This window comes from Rhizomicrobium sp. (genome assembly GCA_037200985.1).
In the GTDB taxonomy this organism is placed as follows: Bacteria; Pseudomonadota; Alphaproteobacteria; order Micropepsales; family Micropepsaceae; genus Rhizomicrobium.
Genome location: JBBCGJ010000001.1, coordinates 4,372,755 through 4,399,157 on the forward strand (window position 1 = coordinate 4,372,755; position 26,403 = coordinate 4,399,157).

Here is a 26,403-nt window from a genome sequence, read left to right on the forward strand (position 1 = left end):
CGATCCCGTCGATGAAACCGGACCTCCTGCTATTGCCGGGGATGCTGAGCGACGCGGCGTTCTGGGGCGCCCAGACGGCCGCGCTCGCCGAGATCCGCGTGACGCGTGTGCCTCACTACGGCCTCGCCGACACCATCGAGACGATGGCCGAGGGGGTCCTGCGCGACGCGCCGGATATCTTCGACCTCGCCGGTCATTCGATGGGCGGACGGGTGGCGCAGGAGATCGTACGCCGCGCGCCCGGCCGGGTGCGGCGCCTGGCGCTCTTCGCCACCGACTATCGCGGTCCTGCCGACGCCCCGGCGCGCGACGCCGAGGCCGCGCAGCACGACGCCATGCTCGCGCGGGCCCGCGCAATCGGGATCGCGGCCTGGGCGGCCGAATGGGCGAGAGGCATGGTCGCGCCCCAACGCCTCGGCGATGCGCCGCTGCTGTCCGCCGTGGCGGCGATGATCGCGCGCCATTCGCTGGATCAGCTCGCCGCGCATGTCCGGGCTGGCCTTACGCGTCCGGACTTCTCCGGCCTGCTGCCCCGCATCGGATGTCCGACGCTGGTCTGCGCCGGCCGCGAGGACAGCCTGCGTACCGTCGACACGCATCGCGCCATGGCGGCGCTCATCCCGGGTGCACGGCTAGTCGTTCTCGAACGCTGCGGCCACATGGTCGCGATGGAGCAGCCGGACGCCGTGACGGCCGCCCTGCGCGAATGGCTGTCGCATTAGAACGTGCCGCGCGCGACCTACTGCTTCCCCGCCACGAGGGTCGCCGTGCACGTTCCGCCGAACGGATCGGTCACCGACCAGGAATCGCCGACAGCCCTCGGCTGCGAGGAATTGCAGACCGGCTTCATGTTCGCGTCGGGCGCGGGGTCGGTTTGCGTGTAGCAGATCGTCGATCCGTCGTCCTTCCAGGTCCCCGTGCTTTGCGGATGACCGGTCGGAGTCACGCTGAACGTGCCGTCCTGGGCGACATAGATTTTCGTCACGTCGCCATCGGCGTATTTGCAGGACACGGTGTTGCCGAAATAGCCGGAGAGGTCTCCAGCCTGCGCGCCGGATGCCAATGCGAGAAATGCGGCAGCCGCCAGCGCCAATGTCGTTTTCATGTTTCCCTCCCTGATGACGGCCGCTCGACGGACCGCCGAAGCCAAATCTTACCGCCTCGCCTTTTACCTTTTAATACGGCGCCCGGCGGTTTCGCGGGCGCACCGACTCTGTGCTGCCGGAGATATCGCGACGGCTCCGCGTTTGGTGCATCGCACAAGAATCGCCAAGTCGAACGCCGCGAATTCATCCCAAGAGACAGGAATACTGGTATTATTTCTACTAGTTACTGGACATCCTGAAACATAGCGCTCCCAATTGCGGGGACCGGCCGTGCTTCGCGGAAAGGCTGCGAAGAAATTCACGCTGTTGCGTTCTGCCGATTGTATGCAGTCCAAATTAATTGCTATCCTGCCGCAAAATAAAAATCATATCGGGAGGTCTTGCGTGCTCACATACTCGACGCATGGTTTGCCGTCGCCGGCGAAGGTTTCCTACTGGAACGACATCATCAGCGACGTCTTCGCGCCGCTGGAAACCCGCCCCGCGGTCGGCAGCGAGTTCGACGCCGAAGTGCATTGCGCGAATTTCGGACGCCTGAGACTGGCCAACGCGACGTCGCGCGCCGCTACGGTGCGCCGGTCCAGGGGACAGGCGGCGAAGCTCGACGAGCATCGCTACTTTCTCCACGTCCAGATGCGCGGCCGGCTGATGATCCGGCAGGACGGCCACGACGCGTCGCTGGACGAGGGCGATCTGGTGCTCAGCGACAGCACGCTGCCCTATACGCTCACCTATGACGACGATTGCAGCACGCTGGTCTTGATCGTCGACGAGGACGAATTGAAGCGCCATCTTCCGACGCCCGAGGCGATGGTCGGCGTGAAGCTGTCGGGCAGCCAGGGCCTCTCGCGCACCACCTCGCTCATGCTGCGCAGCGTCTGGGACCAGGTTCAGGAAGGCATTCCGGACGAGCTCGGCTCGCGCATCGCCGACAGCCTGCTCGACATGTTCGCGACGTCCTGCGCGCAGATCAAGGGCGGCGCGGTCGCCGAGGCGGCCGTCATCGGCGCCCGCCGCGTCCAGATCAAGCGCTATATCGAGGCCAATCTGCGCAATCCGGAGCTCAGCGTGCGCTCCGTCGCGGCCGCGTTCGGCATCTCGCCGCGCTACCTGCACATCATGTTCTCCCGCGACGTCGAGACCGTGTCCGACTATGTCCTGCGCCGCCGCCTCGAAGAGTGCGGCCGCCAGCTCGCCGATGTCCTGTGGCGCCAGCGTACCATCACCGAGATCGCTTTCGGATGGGGCTTCAACAACGCCACCCACTTCGCGCGCGTGTTTCGCAACCACTACGGCACCAACCCGCGCGACTATCGCAACAGCCGCATCCGATCCGATGCGAGCCACACCGACCGGTCGCCGCGGCTCGTTGAGGCCTGATCGGCAAGCATCATGCGTGTATATGAAGTCGCTCACGGGGCGAAGGATCTGTCGGGCCTGACCCTGGTCGAGAGGGCCGATCCCGTGCCCGGGCCGCGTCAGGTTCTGGTGCGCATTCGCGCGGCGTCGCTGAATTTCCGCGACCTTGCCGTGGTCCAGGGCGTCTACCCCGGCCCGCCCGCCGCCAAGCCCGTCATTCCCTTGTCCGACGGGGCCGGCGAGGTCCTGGCGGTAGGAGAGGGCGTCACCCGCTTCAAGCCCGGCGACCGCGTCGCGCCGACCTTTTTCCAGGTCTGGATCGAGGGCAAGCCGCGGCCCAGCCGCGCGCTCGGCGCCGCGCCGGTCGACGGCGTGCTGGCGGAGCAGATCGTGCTGCACGAGGACGGCCTCGTCGCGCTGCCGTCCTGGATGAGCTTCGAGGAAGGTGCGTCGCTCGCCTGCGCCGCGGTGACGGCGTGGCACGGCCTGATGGTCGCCGGCAATCCGATCCGGCCGGGCGACAGCGTGCTGGTGCTCGGCACGGGCGGCGTGTCGATGTTCGCGCTGCAATTCGCCCGCGCCGCCGGGGCTCGGGTCATCGCAACCTCTTCGCATGACGAGAAGCTCGAGCGTGCCAGGGCCCATGGCGCCTCCGACGTCATCAACTACAAGACCCATCCCGACTGGGACAGGGAAGTGATGCGGCTCACCGGCGGCAAAGGCGTCGATTGCGTGATCGAGGTCGGCGGCAACGGCACGCTGGCGCGCTCGATGGCAAGCATCGGCTATGGCGGCAAGGTCTCGCTGATCGGCGTGCTGACGAACGCGCAGGGCGGCGACACGTCGCCGCACGGCTTGATGTTCCGCGGCGCCAGCCTGCACGGCATCTTCGTCGGCAACCGCGTGATGTTCGAGGACATGCTGGCCGCGATGACGGTGAACGCGATCAAGCCGATCATCGACAAGACTTTCGCCTTCGAGGACGCGGATTCGGCCTACAAATACCAGATGGAAGCCAGGCATTTCGGCAAGGTCGTGATCCGGGTCTGAACCATTCGAAGCCGAAAGGCGGTTCGAATCGCGCGGAAGGAGCCGAAGTCATTGAACGGCCGTGCAAATGCGCGTGGACAGGCGCTTCTCCGGCGGCGGAGCGTTGCGATCCGGATACAGGTGTCGGGATTTGCGTGATTTGGTGCGTAGACCGACTCGGTTCAAGGGGCGGCCGCGAATAAATCCGTAGACGGAGTTATCCTCCATCGACGCGCGCCAAGGATTTGACATGTAAGTCTTTTGTCAGTCCCGAGTGGGGATGGGCGCAGGGGTGGCCGTGCTGTATTACCGCGAACGATACTCTGTTGCGTAAGATTTATTTGAATCCTCCTCTCCGGTTCGGGGCGCCGTTGGCGAACGGGGAGTGGCTAGTGGATCCTGCGTTGCCGACAAGAGATGCAGTTGCAGCCTGACCCAACTGGCGCATAGTGAAGAAGTCCATGAATGACCCCTCCAACGGCATCGAATTTTGGGGCAAGGATATCGATGTATGTCGCGTCACCCTTTTCGAAGTAGCGGCGAAGCGCATATGCCACCAAATCTGAAAATTGGATCATCCGCGATGCGCGCGAATCGACAAATAACGGGACTTCAGACAAATTGTGAAGCTTGCCCCAGCGATGTCCGGCTTTTCTGAAGCCCAGGGCCAGGGCTTGAAGGGAGGTTTCGTATGACGACTTGTCCAAAACGAGCAGCCCGCGCTGAATATCTCCTGCCCTAAACAGCCGAGTTAGGGACAAATCGAACCTATTGCAGATTTGTTCGAACGCGTATTCCATCGGATCATTTGGCGAGATTGCGGCCTTATGAATAGCCGCCCCGAAGAGCCTCACGTGTGCAGAACGGGCGAGAAGATTTAAGGCTTCGATATAGATTTCGCGCCGACGGTCCTTCTTGAGATCGCGCCACTGTTTGCGACCTGCAAATATGTCGACCCCGCGAAATTCCACATTTTCATATTCAGAAGGAAACACATCTTTTGCGAGATTTTCGAGCGCGCGCGAGAGCCAATGAGGCATACGCTCAAAGACGCTAACGCCGGCGAGGATAATGTGTCTGTCGTCGGGGTTCTTTACTGACCCGGAATCGTCGAGATAAAGGATGTGCATGGGGCTGTCATGAAAAAGAAAAGGCGGCCGGGTGAAACACGAGGTTTCAACGAGTTGCTACGGCAGCTCTCCCAACCGCACTTGCTATATAACGGCTAACTATTAAAAAAGCAACCGTGCTCGCATTAAGCCATTGATAATCCAGACGTTTGTGCTGACGGCAACGTCAAGCCCTTGAAAATTCATAGCCAATGGACCTTTCGATCTTGCGTTAACGCTATCCAAATCATCACAGCGGGGACCTGACCATTGCCTCCCGCTGTGCGGGAAAGGTTATCCCAGCCAGTATGCCACCGCCCGCATCTCGATGCTCGCGCGCGGCTCGACGCCGTTCGGGCAGGAGGGATCGTCGAACGCCGAATGCGGGACGTGATGCGGCGCGGCCGGGTCGCCGTCATTGGTCTTGAAGATCAGAGCCTCGTCGCGCGTCATGCCGGCGAAATAGCACCAGCGATGGCGCGGATTGTGCCGCACCAGCAATCCTTCGAACGACCATTCCGGCGCGCCGCCCGGCGCGTCGAACACCGCATCGGCCGCGACGAGATCGTCCGGCGACAGGCTGCGCGGGTCGCACAGCGCCAGCGGCACGTCCTGCGGCGGCGGGGTGATCGCCCGCCACACATTGTAATGCGCGAAGCGGCGAACGCGTGCACCCGCCGGCCGCGAGCGCTCGGCGAATTCGCGCGCCGTCGGATCGCTGACGTCGATATGGATGAACCGCGCCGGCCGGGAATTGAACAGCTTGCCCGACAACGGCGAGCGCTCGCCGAAGCGCAGGATGCCCCTGCCGGTGACGACCACATGGTCCGCGCCGGTCTCGCGCCGCAGCAGGTCTTCGATCTCCGCGCCGTGGAGGCGCGCCACCGCCGCCTCGTCGCGGAAATCGGCGACGGCGCTGCGATGCGGCACGAGCGCGAAGCCTTCCGATGCCAGCGACGCGCCGGTGCCGCGCAAATCCTCGATCGCGACCTCGCGCGGATCGAGAACGAGATTGTCGCGGGCATGATCCTGCGCGTGATAGCGCGGCCGCTCCGCCATCGCGGCCAGGTAGTTGATGCGCGCGCGCACCGTTCGCGGCATCACGCCGTCCTTGCCAGCTCTCGCTTCAGGAACGCGTCGATCCGCGCATTGGCCTCGGTGGCGATCGTGTAGGGGAACATGTTGAAGCCGTGGATGCCGCCGGGATAGACCGCCAGCTCCGCTTCGTTCCCCGCCGCGATCCAGCGCGCATAGACGAACAGCGAATCGTCCAGGAAGGCGTCCAGCGTGCCGACGGTGAAGAGGGCCGGCGGCAGGGTCTTGAGGTTGGCGTAGAGCGCCGACATGTCGGGGTCGCGCCGCACGGCGGGATTGGGCGCGTAGCGCTCGGTGCAGAACTGGATGTCCCTGGTCTGCAGGAAGAAGCTTTCCTCGCCGATCCATTTCTGGCTCGGCGTCATGGTGGTGTCGTAATTGCCGTAGGACAGGTTGGCCGCCTTGAAGCCGGTGAAGCCGTGCTTGTCGCGCATCCGCACCAGGGTCGGCACGGCGAGCGTCGCGCCGGCCGACTCGCCGCCGATCGACAGCCAGTCCGAGCCGAACTCGGCCTTGGCATGCCTGGCAAGCCACAGCGCCGCGGTCTCGCAATCGTCCCAACCTTCCGGATAGGGATGCACCGGCGCCAGCCGGTACTCGACGCTGACGCAGGCGAGCCCCGTCGCGGTCATGATCCGCTCCAGCATCGGGTCCTGGTCGGCGGCCGATCCCATGATCAGCCCGCCGCCATGCAGGTGCATATAGACGCCCTTGGGATTGTCCGGCGCCACGACGTGCAGCGACACCGGCGCCCGGCCCTTTATCTCCGCGGTCAGCGTCCGGGCGCGGGGCGAAACCGGAGACGCGAACATCCGCTCGGGCGGCTTGCCGTCCGGCGCCGGCGGGCGCTCCCACGGCTTGGGCTGGCCCTTCATCTGCGCCGCGAGCGTCTCGTTGAAGGCGCGCGTCTCGGCGGAGACGGCGTCGGGCCTGAACAAGGCGGGGTCGAAGGGGTTCACGCGCATAACTCGCTCCTGTTTTTCCTCCCCCGCGTTTACGGGGGAGGGGGACCGCGAAGCGGTGGAGGGGGCACGACGGGGCGGGCCCCCTCCGCTTCGTTCGCTTCGCTCACTCAGCACCTCCCCCGCAACAGCGGGGGAGGAAATCCCCGTAACAGCGGGGGAGGGACTGCGAAGCGGTGGAGGGGGCACGACGGGGCGGGCCCCCTCCGCTTCGTTCGCTTCGCTCACTCAGCACCTCCCCCGCAACAGCGGGGGAGGAAATCCCGCAAGAGCGGGGGGACGAAATCCCCGCAACAGCGGGGGAGGAAAGCTGGAATTTACGCCGCCCTCGACAGCGGCTCGCCGATGGTGAGCGGCTCCGCGGTCCAGCTTTTCAGTTCGGGCAGGCAATGCCGGGCGAAAGTGGTGAGGTTTCCCGCTACCTCCTCATACGTCATGCCCCCGGTCCACAGATGCGGGAAGAAGCCCTGCGGCTTGCGCTGCGCCTTCACCTCCTCCAGCCGGCTCAGCACGTCCTTCGGCGTGCCATAGACCGATTGCTGGATGACGCCTTCCACCGCGCCCTCGATATCCTCCGGCTTCAGGCGCAGCGCCTTGTACGCCTCATAACCCTTGACCGAGCCGTGATGCTCCGACGCCATCTCGTAATGCTCGATCGCCGAGCGGAAGGTGTTCGCGGCATAGACCCGCGCCATCTCGTAAGCCTTGTCCCTGCTCTCATCGACGAAGACGAGGTTGGAGACGAACGGCCCCGGCGGCGGCACGTCCGGATGGAATTCCTTCCACGCCTTCAGCCACGGGTCCTCCGCCTGGTCGGCCTGCACCGGCACATGGCCCGCCTGGATCTTGCCGCCGCCGAAGGGCGGGCGGTTGGTGTTCGTCGTCATCGGCTGGTTCAGGAACAGCCGCGGCAGGCCGAGCTTGGCCGTGGCGCGCAGCGAATCCGGCGTGCCGCCCGCGACGAAGGCGCGGCCCTTGAGCGAGCGCAAAGGCCGCGGCCTGATCTCGCGGCGGGGCTGCTTGAAGATCTCGCCGCCCTCGATGAAGCCGGTCTCCAGCGCGTTGATGACCAGCGAGACGATCTCGTCGAACAGCTCGCGTGCTTTCGATTGGTCGATGCGCAGGCCCTCATATTCCAGCCGCGCCAGGCCGCGGCCGAGGCCGACCACCAGCCGCCCGCCGGAGAGATGGTCGAGCCAGGAAAGCTGCTCCGCGAGCCGCACCGGATCGTGCCACGGCGCCACGATCACCGCGGTGCCCAGCCGCATATGCCTGGTCTTGGCGGCCAGCCAGGACAGCGTCATCAAGGGCGCCGGGCTGACCGAATAGTCGTCGAAATGATGCTCGGTCATCCAGATCGAATCATAGCCGAGCTCCTCGCCCAGCAGGATCTGCCGAAGCTCGTCCTGCATGAACTGGCGATCGTCGATTTTCCGGTAATTCGCAAAGCCGGTGCAAAGTCCGACGTGCATGAAATCTTCCTCCTGGTCAGTCCGCCACGCCGAGGCCCCAGCCGCCGTCGATGACGATCTGCTGCCCGGTGATGTATTCGCAGGCCGGCGACGACAGAAACAGCGCCAGCCCCGCCATGTCCTTCGGCCAGCCGACGCGGTGCATCGGCACCCGCGCGGAGACCGTCTTCTGCGTCTCGGGATTGTGCGCGTGGCCGCCGCCGATATTGGTGACGAAGAAGCCCGGGGCGATGGCGTTGACGCAGATGCCATAGGCCGCCAGCTCCAGCGCCAGGTTGCGCATGAAATGCGCCGCGCCGGCCTTCGCCGCCATATAGGCGCTGCCGATCACCGCCTCCTGCGTCAGCCCCGCCAGCGAGGTCGTGACGATGATGCGGCCCGAACGCTGCGGCCGCATATGGCGCGCCGCGGCGCGGCAGGTGGCGAACACGCCGTTCAGATTGATGTTTATCGTGCGTTCCCAGCGCTCGTCGGTGTAGTTCTCGATGGCGCCCGCTTCGACGCGGCCTCTGCTGTCGCCGACCCAGGAATCCAGATAACCGATGCCGGAATCGATTCCGGCATTGGCGAACACCACGTCGATCTTGCCGTATGCTTTCGCCGCGTTGTCGAAGGCCTCGTCCAGCCGCTTGTGGTCGGTGACGTCGACCACCTCGCCGCGCACGTCATAGCCGAGCTCTTTCAGCCGCCGCACCTCGGACGCGATGCGCGCCGCGTCGATGTCGAGCAGCGTCACGCGCGCGCCGTTCTCGGCCAGCGCCTCCGCGAAACCGAGGCCGAGCCCGCTGGCGCCGCCGGTGATGACGACGCCATAGCCCTCGACCTTGAACAGATCGGCAATCTTCACCCGGCGCCTCCCGTCGTTTTGCCGAGCCTGACTCAGGACGCGGGAACGAACGCGCTTGTCAGCGCACTGCGATAAGCCCATCCGCGAACAGCATAATTCGCCGCCTTGCCAGCGCTGCCGCGCCGCTCCAACATCGCGAAAACATCCTGGGAGACGCCCGTGAAAAAGACTCGCTTCGGCATTTTCATGCCGCCGTTCAACGCGCCGGCGACGCAGAACGCGACCTCGTCGCTGCAGCGGAACGTCGACACGATCCGCCTGCTCGACGACCTCGGCTATGACGAGGCGTGGATCGGCGAGCATCATTCGGGCGGCGCCGAGATCATCGCCGAGCCGATCCAGTTCCTGTCCTATGTCGGTGCGCTGACCAAGCACATCAAGCTGGGGCCGGGCGTGGTGTCGCTGCCCTATCACAATCCGCTCTGGGTCGCCGACCGCATCATCCTCGCCGATCACCTTCTGCGCGGCCGCGTGATGCTGGGCTTCGGACCCGGCTCGCTGCCGACCGACGCCACGATGATCGGGCTGGAGCCCAAGCAGCTGCGTCCGGCGCTGGATCACGATGTCGGCGTCGTGCTCGATCTGCTCAAGGGCAAGACGGTGACGGTGAAGACCGACCGCTACAATCTGGTCGACGCGCAGTGCCAGCTCGCGCCCTATTCGGATTTCGACATCTGCGTCGCCGCCTCGACCTCGCCGGCCGGCTCGATGCTGGCGGGCCGCCACGGCCTCGGCATCCTCTCACTGGGCGCGCTGATGCGCGAGGACCTGAACCTGATGCGCCATCACTGGGACCGCGCCGAGGCGGAAGCCGCCAAGCACAACCAGACGGTCGACCAGAACCAGTGGCGCCTCGTCGGCTTCATGCACATCGCCGAGACCCGCAAGCAGGCCATCGAGGACGTCAAATACGGCCTGCATCATTTCGTGCGCTACACCCAGGAAGTCCTCGCGCTGCCGACGCTCAGGGTCAGCGGCAAGACCTTCGAGGAACAGCTTGCCTGGTTCACCGAGGGCGGCGTGGCGATCATCGGCACGCCCGACGACGCGATTGCCCATATCAAGCGGCTGCAGGAACAGTCCGGCGGCTTCGGCTCCTATCTGATGGTGGCGAACGATTTCGCGAGCTGGGAAGCGACGCGCAAGCACTACGAGCTGTTCGCGCGCTATGTCATGCCGGCCTTCCAGCCGTCGCAGGGCCGCCTGCTGGCCTCGGAGCGCTATGCGATCAGCCGGCACACCGAGCTCGACGCCGCCAATGGCGCGGCCATCCAGGCCTGGACCGACCAGAACGCCGTCAGTCCGGCCAAGCCCGGCACCGGCCCTTTGGGCGAGCGCTGAGTCCAAAAAAAGCGCCGTCCGGAGTGCTCCGGACGGCGCGGGCCGCTACATGACCCAGGGGAAATCCGCCCCGTTCTTAAACCGCCGGCCTCGGGTTCGTGCTGTGCTCACGCTGAAGGGTGAGTGCGCTAAATCGGAAGATCGGACCGAAGTCCGCGACGCCCCGCCACGATAGTGTGCGAGACATACGAATTGCTCCCGGTATACTGTGTCCCGCCCGCCCGCGATCCGGCGCAAGGAGACCAGGATGAGTTTTGACCGTGTCGAAATCCCCTATGGCGCCTATTGGTCGTCGCCCTTCGCCAAATGGCAGGGTGCGCTGCAGCATCTGCATTCCATGAAATTCGCCGCCCATGTCGCGAAGGCCGAGCTCAAGAAGCGCGACATCGCGCCGGAGGTGTTCGACTTCGGCGTCCTCGGCATGACCCTGCCGCAGTTCCAGTCCTTCTACGGCGCGCCCTGGCCGCTTTACGAGATCGGGCTCAAGCATGTCGTCGGCCCGACCATGACCCAGGTGTGCTCGACCGGGGCGCGCGTCGTCCTGGCCGGCGCGTCCGAGGTCCAGGTCGGCCTTGCGTCGGTCGCGCTGGTGCTCGCCACCGACCGCACCTCGAACGGCGCCCATGTCTACTATCCCGCGCCCAAGGCGCCGGGCGGCACCGGCCAGACCGAAGACCCGATGCTCTACAATTTCTCCAACGACGCCATCGGCGGCCACTCCATGCTGGAGACGGCGGAGAACGTGGCGCAGAAATACCAGATCTCGACCGAGGAGCAGCACGACGTCGTGCTGCGCCGCTACGCGCAATACCAGGACGCGCTGGCCAACGACCGCGCCTTCCACAAGAGGTTCATGACGCTGCCCTTCGCCGTGCCGAAACCGAACTTCAAGGGCGAGGACGCGGTGATGGAAGGCGACGAGGGCATCTTCCCGACCTCGGCTGAAGGTCTTGCCAAGCTCAAGCCGTCGACGCCGGGCGGCACCGTGACCTTCGGCGGCCAGACCCATCCGGCCGACGGCACCTGCGCCATGATCGTCACCTCGGCCGACAAGGCGCAGGAGTTCAGCAAGGACCCCAATATCCGCATCCGCTTCGCCGGCTTCGGCCAGGGGCGGGTGGACATGACCTGGATGCCGCTGGCGCCGGTCGCCGCGACCAAGCAGGTACTCAAGAACGCCGATCTCAAGATCGCCGACATGAAGGCGGTGAAATCGCACAATCCCTTCGCGGTCAACGACATCGCCTTCGCGCGGGAGACGGGGTACGACCTCGCCAAGATGAACAATTACGGCTGCTCGCTGATCTGGGGCCATCCCCAGGGCGCCACCGCGATGCGGCTCATCATCGAGCTGATCGAGGAGCTGGTGGAGAAGGGCGGCGGCTATGGGCTGTTCCAAGGCTGCGCCGCGGGCGATTCCTCGCTCGCCACCATCATCGAAGTATCGGATCGCAAACGCGCCGCATAGGCGGACAAGGGAGGAACGGACATGGCGGACACGTACACGCACACCATCGACGGCAAGGCCGAGAGCAGCGAGCAGAGCTTCGACGTCATCAATCCGGCGACCGGCGAGCCTTTCGCCAAATGCCCCGATGCGTCGCGCGAACAGCTCGACCGCGCCGTCGCCTCCGCCCGCACGGCGTTCGGCCCGTGGGCAGCCAAAAGCTTCGCCGAGCGGCGCGAGGCGATCGCGGCTTTCGCGCACGGGCTCGCGGCGCGGATCGACGAGATCGGCCCCGTCCTGACGCGCGAGCAGGGCAAGCCGCTCGGCCAGGCAAAATGGGAGATCGGCGGCGCCGCCCATGAGCTCGAAGCGATGTGCAAGCTCGAGATCAAGCCCGAGATCATCCGCAACGACGGCAAGCACCGGGTCGAGCTGGTCTATCACCCGCTCGGCGTCGTCGCGGCGATCACGCCGTGGAATTTCCCGATCATCCTGGCGGCGCACAAGATCGCGCACGGCCTCTATGCCGGCAACACGATGGTCCTGAAGCCCTCGCCCTACACGCCGCTGGCGACCCTTCTGATGGGCGAGGTGGCGCGCACCACCCTGCCGCCCGGCGTGCTCAACACGGTGGCCGGCGGCAATGCGCTGGGCGGCTGGATGACGGAGCATCCCGGCGTCGACCGCGTCTCCTTCACCGGCTCGGTCGCGACCGGCAAGCGGGTGATGGCGAGCGCCTCCGGCACGCTGAAGCGCGTCACGCTGGAGCTCGGCGGCAACGATCCGGCGATCGTGCTGGACGACGCCAATATCGAGGAGATCACGCCCAACCTGTTCCGCGGCGCCTTCCTCAACGCCGGCCAGATCTGCATGGCGGTCAAGCGCATCTACGCGCCCGACCATCTGTACGAGCCGCTGGTCGAGGGCATCACAAGGCTCGCCCGCGCCCACCGGGTCGGCGACGGCATGGACCCGGAGTCCGAGATGGGCCCGCTGCAGAACAAGATGCAGTTCGACAAGGTGATGGACGTCATCGAGGACACGCGGCGCGACAAGCGCGCCCGCATCACCACCGGCGGCCATCAGCTCAACCGTCCCGGCTATTTCATCGCGCCGACCGTGGTCGCCGACGCGACCGACGACATGCGGATCGTGGCCGAGGAGCAGTTCGGCCCCGTCCTGCCGATCCTGAAATACAGCGACGTGGACGACGCGGTGCGCCGCGCCAACGACACGCGCTTCGGCCTGGCCGCCTCGGTCTGGACCAGCGACTATGAGCGCGGCGCGCAGATCGCCCGGCGCATCGAGGCCGGCACGGTCTGGATCAACCACCATGTCGGCAGCGAGGCGGACATGCCCTTCGGCGGCTTCAAGGAATCGGGCCTCGGCCGCGAGATCGGCACGCTGGGCCTCGCCTCCTACATGGAGCCGCAGGTCATCAAGGTCCCGCTGCGGGCCTGACCGTTCTTCGGCTTTGCGAAAGCCTCCGCCCGGTCGAAGGGCGGGGGCTTTTTCATGAATCGTTTGATTGTCATGCCCGCGCAGGCGGACATCCAGGGGACCGGGCGCGGTGCCGCTTGCCCTGGATTCCCGCTTGCGCGGAAATGACAGTCTGGAAGCCGGCGATTCAAACCCAGCCGATTTTGCCCAGCCGATTTTGTCCAACCGGTTTTGCTCCGGCCGCTCCAGGGTCAGCCGCGAGCGAAAATAGTTGACAAGGAAACTGATGCCCCTTACTTTCCTAGGAAACCAATGGAGCCGCCATGGCGCGCGGAACGCGGATCAGCCTGCTCGATACCCATCTGGGCTATTGGCTGCGGATGGTGTCCAACCATGTCTCCCACGCCTTCGGCCAGAAAGTGGCGGCGGCGGACGTCACGGTGGCCGAATGGGTCGTGCTGCGCACGCTCTATCCGGCGGACAGCGCCACGCCCAGCCGCGTCGCCGACGAGCTCAAGATGACGCGGGGCGCCATCTCCAAGCTGGTGGACCGCCTCGTCGCCAAGGATCTCGTCTCGCGGACCGTCGCCAGGCAGGACCGCCGCTGGCAGGACGTCGCGCTCACGCCGAAGGGGCGTGCCTTGGTCCCACGCCTCGCCGCGCTGGCGGACGAGAACGACGGCGAATTCTTCGGCGCGCTCTCGCCCGCGGAGCGCGCCACGCTCGAACGCATCCTCAGGAAGATCGTTCGGCAGCGCGAGATCGAAAGCGTGCCGGTCGACTGACCGGCCAAACATGGAAGGAGACTGCAATGGACGGCGAAATCGCACGGCTGGTCGAGGACTGCACCGAAATGTCTCGGGGCGCGACGGGCAAGTTTCCCGAGATCGTCGGACGCCTGACGGACGCCGGCATCGAGCGCTACCGTGCCGACCTCAGGCGGGGCGAAAAGACCTACTACCTGCCGAACGGCGATTCGCACGTCACGAAAGCGGAGGCGGTGGAAGGACCGTTCGCGGACGCGTTCGATCCGGCGGCGGTGGCCGCCGCGGTGCGGGCGAGCCAGGCCAACAGGATCGACTATGCGCAATTCCTTGCCCGCATCGCGGCCGCGGGGTGCGTCGAATATACCGTCTCCATCGCCGGACGGCGGGCGCTTTACAGCGGCCGCGCGGCCGACCACTACACGGAATACTTTCCGCCGCCGGCGTGACGGCGAAACGCCCGAACAAAAACGCCGGCGGTGCGAACCGCCGGCGTCTTCGTTTGTGCCCTCAAGGAAACGCCCGCTCTTACATCTTGATGTCGAGGCGCGCGTACCACTCCGCCGGCGGGCTGTAGGTGCCGTCCACGAAGCCGGCCGCGTAGTTCACGCTGCCCACCGTGATGTACCGCTTGTCGGTGAGGTTCGTGCCGCCCACCGCGACCGCGTACTTGCCGTCGGCGAAGCTGAACCGCACCGATGCGTCGAGCAGGTCCAGCGACGGACGCTTCAGCAGCGGGGTGTTCAAGCTGTCGTTGAACATCGACGAGGTGTGGGTATAGGAGAGCTGGACCTGGATCGACTGTCCGTTGCCCAGATCGTGATCCCATTCCGGATTGATGTTGATCTTCCACATCGGCGTCTTGGGCAGCTTCGATTGCAGCGTGATGTCGCTGAAGGGATCGGGCGTGGCGGGATGCACGCTCGGATCGAGGTGGTAGTAATAGGCGTCGATATAGCCGACGCCGGCATGGGCGGAGAAGCCGTAGTCGAAGATCGCCTGCGCCTCGAGTTCGCCGCCGAGGATGTTGGCGTCGCCGAGGTTCTTGAGCACCGGCGAGGCGCCGACCTGCTCATTGAGCTGGATGTTCTGATAGTCGGTGTAGAACAACGCGGCGTTGGTCTGCAGCGTCGAATCGAACCATTCCGCCTTGACGCCGAGCTCGTAGGTCTGGGCCTTTTCGGGCTTGAACCGGGCGAGCGCCGGATCGTCGATGGGATCCGACAGACGGGTCGTCCAGCCGCCGGACTTGAAGCCCTTCGACCAGGACGCATAGGCCATCACGTCTTCGTTCACGTGATACTGGATGCCCGCGGTCGGGGTGAACTCGTCGAATTCCTGCTGGTCGCCGCCGGCCGGGAAGTACTTGAACGGATGGGCCGGGTCCGGGAAGCCCAGCACCTGCTGGCAGGTCAGGAAGGCCGGCGCGCCCAGATTGTTGGGCATGTCCGGCGGATAGCAGCCCGACGCCTTGTAGGACAGGCCGTTCAGATCCTGCTGCCCGCCGACGAAATGCTTGTTCTCGATGGAGTAGCGGGCGCCGAAGGTGAGGCCGATCTCGTCGGTGAGCTTGTAGTCCAGGTGGCCGTAGATCGCCTCGCTCGACGTGCGCATGAGATTGAGGCCGCTGTCCTCGACCGCGAGCAGGCCGCCGTCGAACGGCACCCAATCGTGCACGAAGCCGTCCTCGTAGAAGTAATAGAGGCCGGCGACATAGCTCAGCCGCTGGTCGAACGCCGTGCCGACGAGCTGGAGCTCCTGGGTGAACTGCTGCTGCTGCTGCTTGTCGCTGACTTCGAGCAGGTCGCCATGGTCGGCCGAACCGTCGAGGTCTTCGCCGATGTTCCACGTGATGTGGCGATAGCCGGTGATCGACTTCAGCGTCATGTCGTTGCCGAGATCGTAGGCCAGGGTGATGCCGGCGCCCTCGGAATCATATTTCGCGTAGTTGATGCCGTTGGCGTAGGTCGTGTCGATGCTGCCGGTCGCGAGCTGCGCCATCGTCGTTTCCGGATTGATCGGCACCAGGTTCGGCACGGTGTTGAGCGCCGGCAGGCCCGGTCCGGGCGGGAAGCCGTTGGCGCGCGGCAGATTGCAGAGCTGGCCGATCGTGGCGCCGGCAAGGCAGGCCGTGTAGAGGCCGGCGATGCTGCCGGCCGCGTTCGGCGTGAAGGGGAAGACCTGGAGCACGGTGTTCGGGATCGACGACTGGTCCTGATGGGTCCAATCGGCGGTCATCGTCGCGGTGAAGTTCGAATTGATGTCCCATACCACCTTGCCGCGGATGGTCTGGTGGTTCTGGCCGCCGAGACGGTTGTTGAACTCGAAGGGCGTCGCGACGTCCGGCGAGATCGGATCGAAGATGTAATTGTGCACGTTGTTGTAGGGGACCACGCGCTGATAGCCGTCGCGCTGGACCGACTGGAAGGTGATCGAGGTGCGCACGCTGTCCGAGATCGGGATATCCGCCGTCAGCGCGATGTCGCGCCGGTTGAACGAGCCGGTGGTCGCCTGCGCCTGGATCGTGAACTTGTCGCCGGGATCGCGCGTCACGATGGAGATCGCGCCGCCGATCGTGTTTCGGCCGAACAGCGTGCCCTGCGGCCCCTTCAGCACCTCGATGCGCTCCACGTCGAGCAGGTCGACATTGGCGCCGATGGTGCGGGCGAGATAGACGCCGTCGACATAGACGCCGACGCCGGGATCGAGGTTGAACGCGAAATCGTCCTGGCCGATGCCGCGGATCGAGGCCGAGAGGACCGAACTGTCGCCGGAGAACGGCGCGCCCGAGTCGAGGTTGACGTTCGGGGTCAGGTTGGAAAGGCCGTGCAGGTCGCCGATGCCCTTTTCCTGGATGGCGGAGCCGCTGAACGCGGTGATCGCGATGGGCACGTTCTGGACGTTCTCGGACCGCTTCTCGGCGGTCACGATGACGGTTTCGATCTGCTGGGCTTGCGCGGCGTCGGCCCAAAGACCGATTCCGATGACGGCCGACGACAGCAATATGGCTTTCAAACGACGCGTATGACGAAGTGCATGGTGATCAGACATTCGCGAACCCTCCCGCTCGTGTCGCGCCTAAGGTGATGCTTGGCGCGATTTGTATGAATTGCTAACTAATTAGCAGAAATCGCCTGCCGCACACATGCTTTGCTGCGGTGGGCATGAAATGGGACAGGAAGTTTCGCGCCATTGTAGCATCCCTGCCACATCGACCGCCGGCGTTGACCGCTGGTGTTTCTCCTACCTGCCAATTCTGGAATGGCTCCGCTCGCATGACAACACCGACACGCCGGACTGTTCGCTTAAAGAATGGCGATATTTCCTTTTTAGAATGGCAAGCGTCGGCCGGCGCACCGGTTTTGGTTTTCGCACATGCGAACGGATTCAACGCGGCGACTTATATGAGTCTGCTCGAACCGCTCGCCGGCGAATTCCGGGTGATCGCCTTGGATATGCGCGGCCATGGCGAGACGACTCTGCCGAGCGATTCGCGGCTCGCGGCGGGCTGGCGCGTGTTTCGCGACGACCTTCTGGGCTTCCTGGACGCGGCATCGGTCCGGCCCGACGTCCTGGCCGGCCATTCGCTCGGCGCGAGCACGGCTTTGATGGCGGCGGCGGCGCGCAAGGACATCGCCAAGGCGCTCGTTCTTGCCGAACCGGTCATGGCGAGCGACCGGGTCGCGCTCCGCGCGGTGCTGGCGCGGCTTCGGGGCCGGCCCGAGAAGGCCAATCCGCTCTACGCCATGGCCCTCAAGCGCAGGGCGCAATTCAAGTCGCGCGCGGACGCGATCAAGAGTTTCACCGGCCGCGGCGCGTTCCGGACCTGGCCGGCGGAGATGGTGGCCGACTATGTGGCCGGCGGGCTGCTTGCCGAGGGCGATGCGTTCCGCCTTGCCTGCGATCCCAAATGGGAGGCGGCGAGCTACGCGACCTATCCCTTTCGCATCGCGGCGCTCGGAAGCCGGATCGAGAGTCCCGTCACCATCCTGTCGGGCACGGTGGGCTCCGCGACGACGCCATACGTCCTCGAGGAATTCGCGCGCCGCCAGGCCAAGACGCGGGCGGTCGCGATCGAGGGCGCCAGTCATTTCCTGCCGATGGAGCATCCGGACCGGCTGCGCGACGAGATCCGCCGCGCCGTCTCAGCGTGAATGCGCGCGCCACAGATCGAGCACGGCGCCGATATTCTCCGCCACGTGATGGGCGCGCCGGGGCTTCGGCATGGCGGCGTAGTCGGCTTCTTTGGCGACGCCGGTGGTGACGCCGATGGCGAGCGCGCCGTCGCGGGCCGCCATCAAGGTCTCCAGATGGGGATCGTCGCCGATCACGCAGATGTCCTTCGCCGCGGCGCCCAGGCGCTGCGCCGCGGCGCGCATCGCTTCCTTCGCCGGCTTGCCCAGAGCGCGCGTGCGCGAACCGGTGATCTTGTCGATGGCGCCGGCGATGGCGGCGGAGGTGCCGAGCGTGCGTCCCTCGGCCGAGGCGAAATAGGGCACCAGCGAGGCGGCGAACGGTTTGGCGCCGCGCCACACCGCCTCGCAGGCCGCTTCGATATCCGCCATGCCGAACTCGCGGAACCAGCCGGCATAGACCGCGTCGATGTTCTCGCGCTCCGGCGGACGGACGATCTCGAGGCCGGCGTCGGCGAGCGGGCCGCTCACGCCCTCGCCGCCCAGCACCAGGATCCGCTTGTAGCCCTTGGCGAGGAAATACCGCGCCGCCACGGTGGACGGCGTCATGATGCGCGCGGCCGCCACGTCGAAGCCGGCATGCTTCAATTCGCCGACATAGGCGGCGGGCGGCCGCACCGTGCCGTTGGTGAACAGCATATAGGGCGTGCCGCGTGCTTCCAGATGGGCGATGAAATCCACCGCGCCGGGCAGGGCGCGAAGGCCCTTGTTGCGCTTGTCGCCGAGCACCAGCGTGCCGTCCATGTCGAGCACGAAGCCCCTGGTGCGCGTCAGGCGCGCCGCGATCCGCGCGCCATTGCTCTTGCTCTCAGCCATGCGCCGCCACCGGTCTTTGCGCGCGCAGCGATATCTTGAGGCCGGGCTTCTCGACGTCGAGCTCGGAGACGTCGCTTCTGGCGGCGACGTCGCGCAGCAGCTCCATGAGCCCGCGCGTATCGGGATTGTAGCCCAGCTTCGCAGGTCCCCTGGCCAGCATCGCATCGACCTGGTCCTCGGGCATCACGGCGCGCAAGAGCAGCTCCTCGTCCGTCATGCGCGGGCCGAACCGCTTGCGCAACTCCTTCGGGTTGAGCGCCGGCGCCTCGGCCATCAATTCCTTCGCCCGCGGCTTGCTCAGGATCGCGTCGAGGACGTTGGCGTCCACCGGCGCGGTCGGCCGCCCGAACTTGCCGAGCACGTAGCGGATCACCTGGTCGGACACATTGGCATAGCGCCCGGCGCCGATGACGTTGAACAGCGCCTGGGTGCTGACGATCTGCGGGAAGGGCGTCACCATGATCGGATAGCCGAGCTCGGCGCGCACCCGCGGCACCTCTTCGATGACGGCCGCGAGACGGTCCTCCTGGCCCAGCTCCTGGAGCTGGCGCGCGAGCGTGGTGAGCGCCCCGCCCGGCATCTGGTGGCGCAGATAGGCCGCGTCGAATTCCTGCGGCGCGCCCTTGGGCAGGCCCTCGGCGTCCGCGAGGCGCGTGAAATAGCTCTCGACCAGCGCCAGCGAGCGGTCGTCGATGTCGACGCTGTGGCCCATCTCGCGCAGATTGCCCGCCATGCGCGACGCCGAGGGCAGCGAGGTGCCGTTCGCCAGCGCGCCGGCGCCGGTATGCACCGCGTCGACGCCCAGCTCGGCGGCCACCATGTAAGCGAGCGGCGCCAGCCCGATCGTGCAATGCGCGTGGATTTCGAGCGGCTTGTCGCCCATCACCGCCTTGACCGCCGGCACCAGCGTCCGCGCCCGGTCCGGCATCAGGATGCCCGCCGGGTCCTTGATATAGACGCGGTCGACATACGGACACTCCGCCGCCGCGCGCGCGATGCCGGCATAGAACGCGTCGTCATGCACCGCGCTCACCGTATAGGTCAGCGCCGCCATGACGTCGGCGACGCCTTCCTCCTTCGCCATCTGCGCCGAGGTGAGCAGCCCGCCCAGATCGTGCATCGGATCGAGCACGATGACGCGCCCGACCCCGGCCCTGGCGATGGAGCGGTAGACCAGCCGCATGAAATCCGGATCGGCGGTCTCCCAGGAGATGAAGCGGAAGCCCGTCGTGATGTATTGCAGCGGCGTGTTCGGCGCCGCGGCGTGGGTGAGGCGGATGAGGTCCCAGGGGTTCTCCTGCTTGTAGCGGACCGCCATCGCCATATGGGTGGACGAGTTGAAATCGAGGGCGCGGAAGCCGACCCGGTCCATCACCGGCGCGATCTGCACGATCTGCGCGGTGTTCAGCCCGGTGGCGCCCCACAGGCTCTGATTGCCGTCGCGGATCGAGATGTCGACGAGATCGATCTTCGCCATATGTCTAATCCAATATCGTCACGATGCCGCGGTTGCCGTCGACGCGCAGGCGCTGCCCGGTGACGATCCGCTTCGTCGCCCGGCCCGTCCCCACCACGGCGGGCATGCCGTATTCGCGCGCCACGATGGCGGCGTGGCTCATCGTGCCGCCGATATCGGAGACCGCCGCCTTGATCTTGCCGAACACCGGCCCCCAGCTCGGGCTGGTCACCGGACAGACCAGGATGTCGCCCTCGCGCACCTGGCCGATCTCGCCGGCGGTCTTCAGCACCCGCGCGATGCCCTCGACGACGCCCGGCGAGGCCGCGAAGCCGGCGATCTCGTTCTTGCGCTCCTCGTCCACCGGCGCGGACCAGCGTTCCAGGCTTTCGCTGGTGATGCCCCACAGCATCTGCACCGCCGGGTCCTCGACGGAGTCGGGCAGGGGCCCCAGCGCCATCGGCGCGTTCCAGTCCTTGAGCTTCTCGTGGATCGCGCGCCGCCGCTCCACCAGCGGCTTGAAGTGCCGGCCGCCCTGGCATTCGACGCCGGCCGCCCAGGCCAGCATGGCGTCGATCAGCGCCTGTTCCACTTCGGTGTGCTGCAGATGGAAGATGTCCTCGGCTTTCTCCAGCACGTTCGCGCGCACCAAGAGGTCCCCGAACTCGCGCACCTTGTTGTAGAAGGTGACGACGAACCAGTGCTCGCAGAAGAATTTGTGGTCCTCCACATAGGGGAACACGAGGTGGCAGAGCCCGAGCATCTGGTCGAACGTCGCCCGGTCGTCGTCGGTCGCCAGCAGGTCGCGGTAGTCGGCGACGAAACGCTCGCGCTCCTTCTTGAGCTTCTCGATCGGGCGGTCGAGCGATTCGCCTCGCTTGACCATGTCGATATAGCGCGGCAGCGCCGAGAACGGGATCGTCAGATCGTCGTTCCAGCTGCGCTGATGGTGATAGAAGCCGTCGCCGCTCGAGATGTTGAACCAGGGCTCGCGCGCCCGCGCGAAGGCATCGAGCCATTTTCGTCCCGGCTCGCCCATCTGCTCCAGCGACGCCAGGATGTCCTTGTGGTCGGCGTCCTCGACGAATTTTCCGTCGACGCCGAATTCGACCGCTGCCTTCGCGAGTCCCTTCAATTCGTCGTCGGGACGGAACATCAGCACGTCGATGCCGGCCACCATCCGCGCCACGGTCTGGTCGGCGATCTCCGGAAAGGCCTGCTTGCAGTACTGGAAGAACACCAGATAGGCGCCATAGCCGAGCATCAGGAATTCGAAATGGTAGTTCCACATCTTCGAATAGGCCTCGACGGTGCGATGCCAGGCCGCGCGCACATAATGGTTCTCGGCGACGCCGTGCGCCGTCATCACCGTCTCGCGCTTCTCCAGCTCGCCGAGCGCCGGCACCTCGATCGCCTTGCACTCCGCGATCAGGCCCTGAATGCGCGTCTTCCATTCCTCGAACAGCGTCGGCCAGTTCTGGTAGTAGTGCCCTGCGCGCTGCTGGAACTCCTCCAGCCGCGCCTGGATCCTGTCGGGATCGGTAACGGCGTGCGAGGTGATGTAAACCCGCCCGTTCAGGATGCGATATTCGATTCCCAGAACCGTCGGGAAGGCGAAGACCCGGCCGGTCATCGCGCCGAGCGCGGTATACGGTGCCTCCGCGCCGATGCCGTCGAAGGCGGAGATCGGTTCGGGGAAGTGCATGGAGTTGTAGAACCAGAAGAGCTTGTCGTCCTCCGGCCGGAAGCGGGTGTAGTAGGGATAGAGTTCCTGCCACGACCCGCCGAGGTCCGCGATCTGCGACGGCAAGGGGAACGGATTCTTCGCGCCGTTTTCGCCCATGCATCTTCCTCCCAGCCTGATGTTCGGATTAGCTGAGCACAGCCGGCGGCGCAGAAGAACGCAATTTTTCCGCAGGTTACGGCGACTTCCCGCTCGAGCCGGTCTAAATTCGCTGCCGGTGGAGTAGTTCGGCTTCAAGCGATTTCAGGATGGCGTCGACGATGACGAGTCCCACACAGCGTACCCAGTTGGCGGAGTTCCTGCGGAATTGCCGCGCGCGGCTCTCGCCGGGCGCCGTCGGCCTTCCCGCCGTCGGACGGCGGCGCACGCCCGGCCTGCGCCGCGAGGACGTGGCCGCCTTGGCCGGCCTTTCGGCCACCTGGTACACCTGGCTGGAGCAGGGCCGCGACGTACGCGCGTCGGACCGCGTGCTGGAGAATCTCAGCCGCTCGCTCCGGCTGTCGCCGGAGGAGCGCGACTATCTCTTCCTGCTGGCGCAGCACCGGCCGGCGCCGATCCGTCTGGCGGCGGACCAGCTCGTGCCCGACACGGTCAAGCGCACGCTGGACGCGCTGAACGTTCCCGCCCAGGTCATCACGCCGCGCTGGGACGTCCTCTACTGGAACGCGATGTATGCGCGCTGCATTCGCGACTATGCCCTCTTGCCGCCGGAGCGGCGCAACCTGATGCGCATCCTGATCACCGGTCCCGAATATCAGGAAGACCCGGAGGAGTACGAGGTGCTGGCGCGCCGCATCATCGCCAAGCTCAAGGTGGATTACAGCCAGGCGGACGGCGATCCGGCGTTCGACGCGCTGATCGAGGAGATGTCCGAAGCCTCGCCCGTGTTCCGCGAATTGTGGCACAGCGCCGAAGTGCGCGGCCGGTCGGAGGGCGTGCATCTGCTGAAGCATCCCCAGCTCGGCGGCATCACCTTCGAGCACACGTCCTATGTCGTGGAGGGAGAGCCGTCGCTCCGGGTCGTGATCTTCGCGCCGCACGACGCGGACAGCGCGCGCAAGATCGCGGAAATCGCAAAGGACGTCTGCGCGGTCGGGCGCCGCGAGCCGGGCGAAGCGCTGCCCGTGCCGGCGGCGGTGGACGGACGATAGATGTCGGATGGGGCCTCGAAGATTTCCGGCGACGCCATCGAGGACCAGGTCCGCAGCGTGGAGACGCAGATCACCTATGTCGCGCCCGGCTCCTTCGTGAACCGCCGCTTCGTGGCGCCGGGCGTGGAGCACAACACCGGCCGCTACGAGCCGCACGCGGTCAGGGTGCGCGACGGCCGGTCCATCGCGAGCCATTTCACGCTGGACAGGAACGGGTTCCAGCTCTTCGCGCACAAAAGCGCGGTGAAGGACTTTTTCGACAAGGACGCGGTCGACCGCCTCTATCCGGACGAGGTCGCCGATGCGGTGAAGGCGTTCACCGGCGCCAGTTGCGTCGCCACCATGGGCTGGATGGTCCGCACCTCCGGCGACATGTCCCGGTTCAAGCGCGAGGCCGTGGGCTATGCGCATCGCGGCGGGGTTCAGCCGCCGGCGGGCGAGGCGCATGTCGACACCGCGCCCGACCGCGCCGACCGCGTGGCCGCCACGAATTACGCGCGCTGTTTCCCGAACGGCAAGGGCTATTCGCGCTTTATATACGGCAGCTATTGGCGCGCCTTTTCGGAGCCGCCGCAGGACGTGCCGCTCGCGGTGTGCGATGCGCGCAGCGTGCGTCCCGACGAGGGGACGACCAACACGCTCTTCATCGTCGACAAGATTCCCGACGCGGCCGCGATGCTGGGACCGATGGCGAACGAGGACACCGTGCCGGGCGCGTCGATCTTCACCTACAATCCGGCGCATCGCTGGTGGTATTTCTCGAACATGACCCGCGACGAGGCATTGCTGATCAAGTTCCACGATTCCGACCGCAGCCGCGCCTGGCGTACGCCGCACACGGCGTTCCGCGATCCGAGCTTTCCCGACGCCAAGCCGCGCGCCAGCATCGAATTCCGCGTCGTGGCGTATTTCGAATAGGCACCCCAAACACTGTCATGCCCGCGCAAGCGTGCATCCAGTGACAGGGCGGATGGTGGGATGTGGATTCCCGCCTACGCGGGAATGACAATCTGGAATCGGTTCAACAACGCGAAGTATTACCGCGCGTCCGGCACGCGGCGGGTCTTCAGGAAATCCTCGAAGCTCTCGCCGCGCATGATCGCGTAGATCTCCAGATTGGTGATCTTGACCACGCGCGCGATCTTCTCGATCAGGAACAGCGGCACGCCGTATTTGATCATGCCCAGCCAGTCGCGGTTGCGCACCAGATCCCATTCGAAGGGCGACAGCCCGGCGTCCCGGCAGGCGCCGGCCTCGTCGGTCGTGAACCGCGCGCGGTGGTCGGCGAGCCGCAGATTCCACAGGAAGCGGTTCAGCTTGCGCGCCCGATAGCTGCCGCGCACGTCGAACGGATAGGTGCCTTCGAGTTTCTCGATGCCTTCCAGTTGCGGGTTCATGGGCGGATTTCCTCGTACAGGCCGACCGCCATCGCGGTGGAGGTCGCGAGATAATAGCTTTCGTGCAGGGTGCGCAGCCGACCCGGCAGGGCGCCGCGCATCGCCAGCCACATGATGATCTCGACGCTTTCGGCGCCGCCCAGCCGCACGAAATCGGCATGCGTCATGTCGAGCAGCTTTTCGGGCGCGCGCACGAACAGCTCCATGAACTCGCGGTCCCAGTTTTCGTTGTTGAAGCCGGCGCGCTCGCCATGCACCTGATGCGACAGCCCGCCCGTCCCCACGATCACGACCTTCAGGTCCTGCGGAAAGGATTCGACGGCGCGGCGCACCGCCTGGCCGAGCTTGTAGCAGCGCCGCGCCGTCGGCAGCGGATATTGCACGACGTTCACCGACACCGGCACCAGCGCCGCCGGCCAGGCCGGATCGTGCGGCATCAGCAGGGGCAGCGGCGAGAACACGCCGTGGTCCAGCGGCCGGTCGAAGAAGGTCGCGATGTCGAACTCGTCGTTGACCAGTTGCTCCGCCAGGTGGATCGAAAGCTCGAGATTGCCCCTGATCGCCGGCAGCGGCCGCTTGCCGCCGCCTTCGTCCGCCACCTCGAACGCATCGCCGATGCCGATCGCGAAGGTCGGGTAGAGATCGAAGAAGAAGCTGCTCGCATGGTCGTTGAAGAACGTCACCAGCACGTCGGGCTTTTTCTCCGCCAGCCAGTCGGCCACCGGCTTATAGCCCTCGAACATCGGCGCCCAGGCCGGCTCGTTCTGCTTCTTCCTGTCGTAGGCCATGGCGATCGTCGGTACGTGCGACGTCCCGATGCCTCCGATAATGCGTGCCATGCTGTGTTCTCCGGGCCCGTTCGCGGACAAACTATCAAGGCGAAAGTCGGAACGCACGCGGCAAAGAGCGCGCGCCGCGGGATGCATCGACGGCTCGCCATCGCCTATGATAAAGCCGCGGCTTTCGAGGAAGCGGGATGAGGCAGGTAGTATTTCTGCTACCAGGATTGCTGTGCGACAGCGCTGTCTGGCGTGCGCAGGCAACATGGCTGGCCGAACGCCACGACGTCCGCGTGCCGCATTTCTTCGGCTACGATTCCATTCCGGCGATGGCCCGGTCCGTCCTGGCCATGGCGCCGCCGCGCTTCGCCCTGGCCGGCCACTCCATGGGCGCCCGCGTCGCGATCGAGATCGCCCGCCAGGCGCCCGAACGCGTCGAGCGGCTCGCCCTGCTCGACACCGGCGTGCACGACGTGCGTCCCGGCGAGCGGGAAGGGCGGCAGGAACTCGTCGATCTCGCCCATGCGCAAGGGATGGAAGCGCTCGCCGCGCGCTGGATCCCGCCCATGCTGGCGCCCGCCGCCGACCCGGGCCTGATGGCGGAAATCTCCGCCATGGTCTGCCGCGCCACGCCGCTCATCTTCGCGCGCCAGATCCGCGCCCTGCTCACGCGTCCGTCGGCCCAGGCCGTGCTGCCCGGCATCGCCTGTCCCGTCGACGTCATCGTCGGCCGGCAGGATGGCTGGAGTCCGGTATCCCAGCACGAGGAGATCGTGGCGCTGGTGCCCGGCGCGCGGATGACGGTCATCGAGGATTGCGGCCATATGGCGCCGCTGGAACAACCGGCGGCGGTCGGCGATATCTTGGCCGCCTGGCTCAACAGGGAAGGATAGGCA

At 65.9% G+C, this 26,403-nt stretch carries 24 protein-coding genes; 12 read left to right on the top strand and 12 right to left on the bottom strand.

Features of this window, described 5'->3' with window-relative positions; all coding sequences use genetic code 11:
* Positions 1-11: 11 nt before the first annotated feature.
* The gene (locus tag WDN01_21475; GenBank protein ID MEJ0028603.1) at positions 12-722 is read left to right on the top strand and encodes an alpha/beta fold hydrolase; all 711 of its coding nucleotides are present in this window, start codon (positions 12-14) and stop codon (positions 720-722) included.
* Positions 723-739: 17 nt separating this feature from the next.
* Here the strand turns inward: WDN01_21475 and WDN01_21480 are convergent, their stop codons facing one another.
* Complete coding sequence (locus WDN01_21480; protein MEJ0028604.1) at positions 740-1,105, bottom strand: hypothetical protein; 366 nt, start codon at positions 1,103-1,105, stop codon at positions 740-742.
* A 385-nt stretch (positions 1,106-1,490) separates the two neighbouring features.
* On the opposite strand from WDN01_21480, the gene WDN01_21485 reads away from it, so the two are divergent.
* The gene (locus WDN01_21485; protein MEJ0028605.1) at positions 1,491-2,486 is read left to right on the top strand and encodes a helix-turn-helix domain-containing protein; all 996 of its coding nucleotides are present in this window, start codon (positions 1,491-1,493) and stop codon (positions 2,484-2,486) included.
* 12 nt (positions 2,487-2,498) lie between these two features.
* Positions 2,499-3,515 (top strand): NAD(P)-dependent alcohol dehydrogenase, encoded by a 1,017-nt coding sequence (locus WDN01_21490; GenBank protein ID MEJ0028606.1) that lies wholly within the window; start codon positions 2,499-2,501, stop codon positions 3,513-3,515.
* Positions 3,516-3,883: 368 nt separating this feature from the next.
* On the opposite strand, the gene WDN01_21495 is transcribed toward WDN01_21490, so the two are convergent.
* The 5 genes from WDN01_21495 to WDN01_21515 form a co-directional block, all read right to left on the bottom strand.
* Complete coding sequence (locus WDN01_21495) at positions 3,884-4,624, bottom strand: DUF3800 domain-containing protein (protein MEJ0028607.1); 741 nt, start codon at positions 4,622-4,624, stop codon at positions 3,884-3,886.
* Between the two features lie 273 nt (positions 4,625-4,897).
* Positions 4,898-5,704, bottom strand: coding sequence for a CmcJ/NvfI family oxidoreductase (locus WDN01_21500; protein MEJ0028608.1), 807 nt, complete (start codon positions 5,702-5,704; stop codon positions 4,898-4,900).
* On the bottom strand, positions 5,704-6,663 hold the full coding sequence (locus WDN01_21505; protein ID MEJ0028609.1) for an alpha/beta hydrolase fold domain-containing protein: 960 nt from the start codon (positions 6,661-6,663) through the stop codon (positions 5,704-5,706). The genes WDN01_21500 and WDN01_21505 overlap by 1 nt, the downstream gene beginning before the upstream one ends.
* A 314-nt stretch (positions 6,664-6,977) precedes the next feature.
* The gene (locus tag WDN01_21510) at positions 6,978-8,132 is read right to left on the bottom strand and encodes an LLM class flavin-dependent oxidoreductase (protein ID MEJ0028610.1); all 1,155 of its coding nucleotides are present in this window, start codon (positions 8,130-8,132) and stop codon (positions 6,978-6,980) included.
* A 16-nt stretch (positions 8,133-8,148) separates the two neighbouring features.
* Complete coding sequence (locus WDN01_21515; protein ID MEJ0028611.1) at positions 8,149-8,979, bottom strand: SDR family NAD(P)-dependent oxidoreductase; 831 nt, start codon at positions 8,977-8,979, stop codon at positions 8,149-8,151.
* A gap of 159 nt (positions 8,980-9,138) precedes the next feature.
* Between WDN01_21515 and WDN01_21520 the strand changes: the two genes are divergently transcribed.
* The 5 genes from WDN01_21520 (at position 9,139) to WDN01_21540 (ending at position 14,420) form a co-directional block, all read left to right on the top strand.
* Positions 9,139-10,320 (top strand): LLM class flavin-dependent oxidoreductase, encoded by a 1,182-nt coding sequence (locus WDN01_21520; GenBank protein ID MEJ0028612.1) that lies wholly within the window; start codon positions 9,139-9,141, stop codon positions 10,318-10,320.
* A 247-nt stretch (positions 10,321-10,567) separates the two neighbouring features.
* A complete protein-coding gene (locus WDN01_21525; protein MEJ0028613.1) occupies positions 10,568-11,788 on the top strand; it encodes a thiolase family protein in 1,221 nt (406 codons plus the stop codon).
* 21 nt (positions 11,789-11,809) lie between these two features.
* The gene (locus tag WDN01_21530; protein ID MEJ0028614.1) at positions 11,810-13,228 is read left to right on the top strand and encodes an aldehyde dehydrogenase family protein; all 1,419 of its coding nucleotides are present in this window, start codon (positions 11,810-11,812) and stop codon (positions 13,226-13,228) included.
* A 302-nt stretch (positions 13,229-13,530) separates the two neighbouring features.
* Positions 13,531-13,992, top strand: a complete 462-nt coding sequence (locus WDN01_21535) for a MarR family transcriptional regulator (protein ID MEJ0028615.1) — start codon at positions 13,531-13,533, stop codon at positions 13,990-13,992.
* A gap of 26 nt (positions 13,993-14,018) precedes the next feature.
* Positions 14,019-14,420 carry a DUF1398 family protein gene (locus tag WDN01_21540; protein ID MEJ0028616.1) on the top strand — a complete coding sequence of 134 codons (402 nt, stop codon included), beginning with the start codon at positions 14,019-14,021 and terminating at the stop codon, positions 14,418-14,420.
* Between the two features lie 79 nt (positions 14,421-14,499).
* On the opposite strand, the gene WDN01_21545 is transcribed toward WDN01_21540, so the two are convergent.
* The gene (locus WDN01_21545; protein MEJ0028617.1) at positions 14,500-16,974 is read right to left on the bottom strand and encodes a TonB-dependent receptor; all 2,475 of its coding nucleotides are present in this window, start codon (positions 16,972-16,974) and stop codon (positions 14,500-14,502) included.
* Between the two features lie 272 nt (positions 16,975-17,246).
* On the opposite strand from WDN01_21545, the gene WDN01_21550 reads away from it, so the two are divergent.
* The gene (locus tag WDN01_21550; protein MEJ0028618.1) at positions 17,247-18,125 is read left to right on the top strand and encodes an alpha/beta hydrolase; all 879 of its coding nucleotides are present in this window, start codon (positions 17,247-17,249) and stop codon (positions 18,123-18,125) included.
* Here WDN01_21550 and WDN01_21555 read toward each other — a convergent pair.
* The 3 genes from WDN01_21555 to WDN01_21565 are packed head-to-tail and all read right to left on the bottom strand — an operon-like array spanning position 18,117 to position 22,279.
* Positions 18,117-18,980 carry an HAD hydrolase-like protein gene (locus WDN01_21555; GenBank protein ID MEJ0028619.1) on the bottom strand — a complete coding sequence of 288 codons (864 nt, stop codon included), beginning with the start codon at positions 18,978-18,980 and terminating at the stop codon, positions 18,117-18,119. The genes WDN01_21550 and WDN01_21555 overlap by 9 nt on opposite strands.
* Positions 18,973-20,457: a hypothetical protein gene (locus WDN01_21560; protein ID MEJ0028620.1), complete on the bottom strand. Its 1,485-nt coding sequence runs from the start codon at positions 20,455-20,457 to the stop codon at positions 18,973-18,975. Before WDN01_21560 ends, WDN01_21555 begins: the two co-directional genes overlap by 8 nt.
* 4 nt (positions 20,458-20,461) lie before the next feature.
* Entirely contained in the window at positions 20,462-22,279 is a 1,818-nt protein-coding gene (locus WDN01_21565; protein ID MEJ0028621.1) for a PEP-utilizing enzyme, read from the bottom strand.
* Between the two features lie 161 nt (positions 22,280-22,440).
* On the opposite strand from WDN01_21565, the gene WDN01_21570 reads away from it, so the two are divergent.
* Together WDN01_21570 and WDN01_21575 are read left to right on the top strand one after the other, a co-directional pair.
* Positions 22,441-23,331: a helix-turn-helix transcriptional regulator gene (locus WDN01_21570; protein ID MEJ0028622.1), complete on the top strand. Its 891-nt coding sequence runs from the start codon at positions 22,441-22,443 to the stop codon at positions 23,329-23,331.
* Complete coding sequence (locus WDN01_21575; GenBank protein MEJ0028623.1) at positions 23,332-24,249, top strand: CmcJ/NvfI family oxidoreductase; 918 nt, start codon at positions 23,332-23,334, stop codon at positions 24,247-24,249.
* 119 nt (positions 24,250-24,368) lie between these two features.
* Here the strand turns inward: WDN01_21575 and WDN01_21580 are convergent, their stop codons facing one another.
* Positions 24,369-24,728, bottom strand: a complete 360-nt coding sequence (locus WDN01_21580; GenBank protein ID MEJ0028624.1) for a hypothetical protein — start codon at positions 24,726-24,728, stop codon at positions 24,369-24,371.
* On the bottom strand, positions 24,725-25,567 hold the full coding sequence (locus WDN01_21585; GenBank protein MEJ0028625.1) for a gallate dioxygenase: 843 nt from the start codon (positions 25,565-25,567) through the stop codon (positions 24,725-24,727). The genes WDN01_21580 and WDN01_21585 overlap by 4 nt, the downstream gene beginning before the upstream one ends.
* Positions 25,568-25,704: 137 nt before the next feature.
* On the opposite strand from WDN01_21585, the gene WDN01_21590 reads away from it, so the two are divergent.
* A complete protein-coding gene (locus tag WDN01_21590; protein ID MEJ0028626.1) occupies positions 25,705-26,400 on the top strand; it encodes an alpha/beta fold hydrolase in 696 nt (231 codons plus the stop codon).
* Positions 26,401-26,403: the final 3 nt, after the last annotated feature.

Excerpts from the sequence above, each read along its gene's own strand:
- WDN01_21590 (MEJ0028626.1), top strand. The coding sequence starts at position 25,705 with ATGAGGCAGGTAGTATTTCTGCTACCAGGATTGCTGTGCGACAGCGCT.
- WDN01_21565 (MEJ0028621.1), bottom strand. The coding sequence starts at position 22,279 with ATGGGCGAAAACGGCGCGAAGAATCCGTTCCCCTTGCCGTCGCAGATC.
- WDN01_21540 (MEJ0028616.1), top strand. The coding sequence starts at position 14,019 with ATGGACGGCGAAATCGCACGGCTGGTCGAGGACTGCACCGAAATGTCT.
- WDN01_21495 (MEJ0028607.1), bottom strand. The coding sequence starts at position 4,624 with ATGCACATCCTTTATCTCGACGATTCCGGGTCAGTAAAGAACCCCGAC.
- WDN01_21530 (MEJ0028614.1), top strand. The coding sequence starts at position 11,810 with ATGGCGGACACGTACACGCACACCATCGACGGCAAGGCCGAGAGCAGC.
- WDN01_21475 (MEJ0028603.1), top strand. The coding sequence starts at position 12 with ATGAAACCGGACCTCCTGCTATTGCCGGGGATGCTGAGCGACGCGGCG.
- WDN01_21490 (MEJ0028606.1), top strand. The coding sequence starts at position 2,499 with ATGCGTGTATATGAAGTCGCTCACGGGGCGAAGGATCTGTCGGGCCTG.
- WDN01_21560 (MEJ0028620.1), bottom strand. The coding sequence starts at position 20,457 with ATGGCGAAGATCGATCTCGTCGACATCTCGATCCGCGACGGCAATCAG.
- WDN01_21505 (MEJ0028609.1), bottom strand. The coding sequence starts at position 6,663 with ATGCGCGTGAACCCCTTCGACCCCGCCTTGTTCAGGCCCGACGCCGTC.
- WDN01_21500 (MEJ0028608.1), bottom strand. The coding sequence starts at position 5,704 with ATGCCGCGAACGGTGCGCGCGCGCATCAACTACCTGGCCGCGATGGCG.
- WDN01_21480 (MEJ0028604.1), bottom strand. The coding sequence starts at position 1,105 with ATGAAAACGACATTGGCGCTGGCGGCTGCCGCATTTCTCGCATTGGCA.
- WDN01_21555 (MEJ0028619.1), bottom strand. The coding sequence starts at position 18,980 with ATGGCTGAGAGCAAGAGCAATGGCGCGCGGATCGCGGCGCGCCTGACG.
- WDN01_21510 (MEJ0028610.1), bottom strand. The coding sequence starts at position 8,132 with ATGCACGTCGGACTTTGCACCGGCTTTGCGAATTACCGGAAAATCGAC.
- WDN01_21525 (MEJ0028613.1), top strand. The coding sequence starts at position 10,568 with ATGAGTTTTGACCGTGTCGAAATCCCCTATGGCGCCTATTGGTCGTCG.
- WDN01_21585 (MEJ0028625.1), bottom strand. The coding sequence starts at position 25,567 with ATGGCACGCATTATCGGAGGCATCGGGACGTCGCACGTACCGACGATC.
- WDN01_21580 (MEJ0028624.1), bottom strand. The coding sequence starts at position 24,728 with ATGAACCCGCAACTGGAAGGCATCGAGAAACTCGAAGGCACCTATCCG.
- WDN01_21535 (MEJ0028615.1), top strand. The coding sequence starts at position 13,531 with ATGGCGCGCGGAACGCGGATCAGCCTGCTCGATACCCATCTGGGCTAT.
- WDN01_21570 (MEJ0028622.1), top strand. The coding sequence starts at position 22,441 with ATGACGAGTCCCACACAGCGTACCCAGTTGGCGGAGTTCCTGCGGAAT.
- WDN01_21575 (MEJ0028623.1), top strand. The coding sequence starts at position 23,332 with ATGTCGGATGGGGCCTCGAAGATTTCCGGCGACGCCATCGAGGACCAG.
- WDN01_21550 (MEJ0028618.1), top strand. The coding sequence starts at position 17,247 with ATGACAACACCGACACGCCGGACTGTTCGCTTAAAGAATGGCGATATT.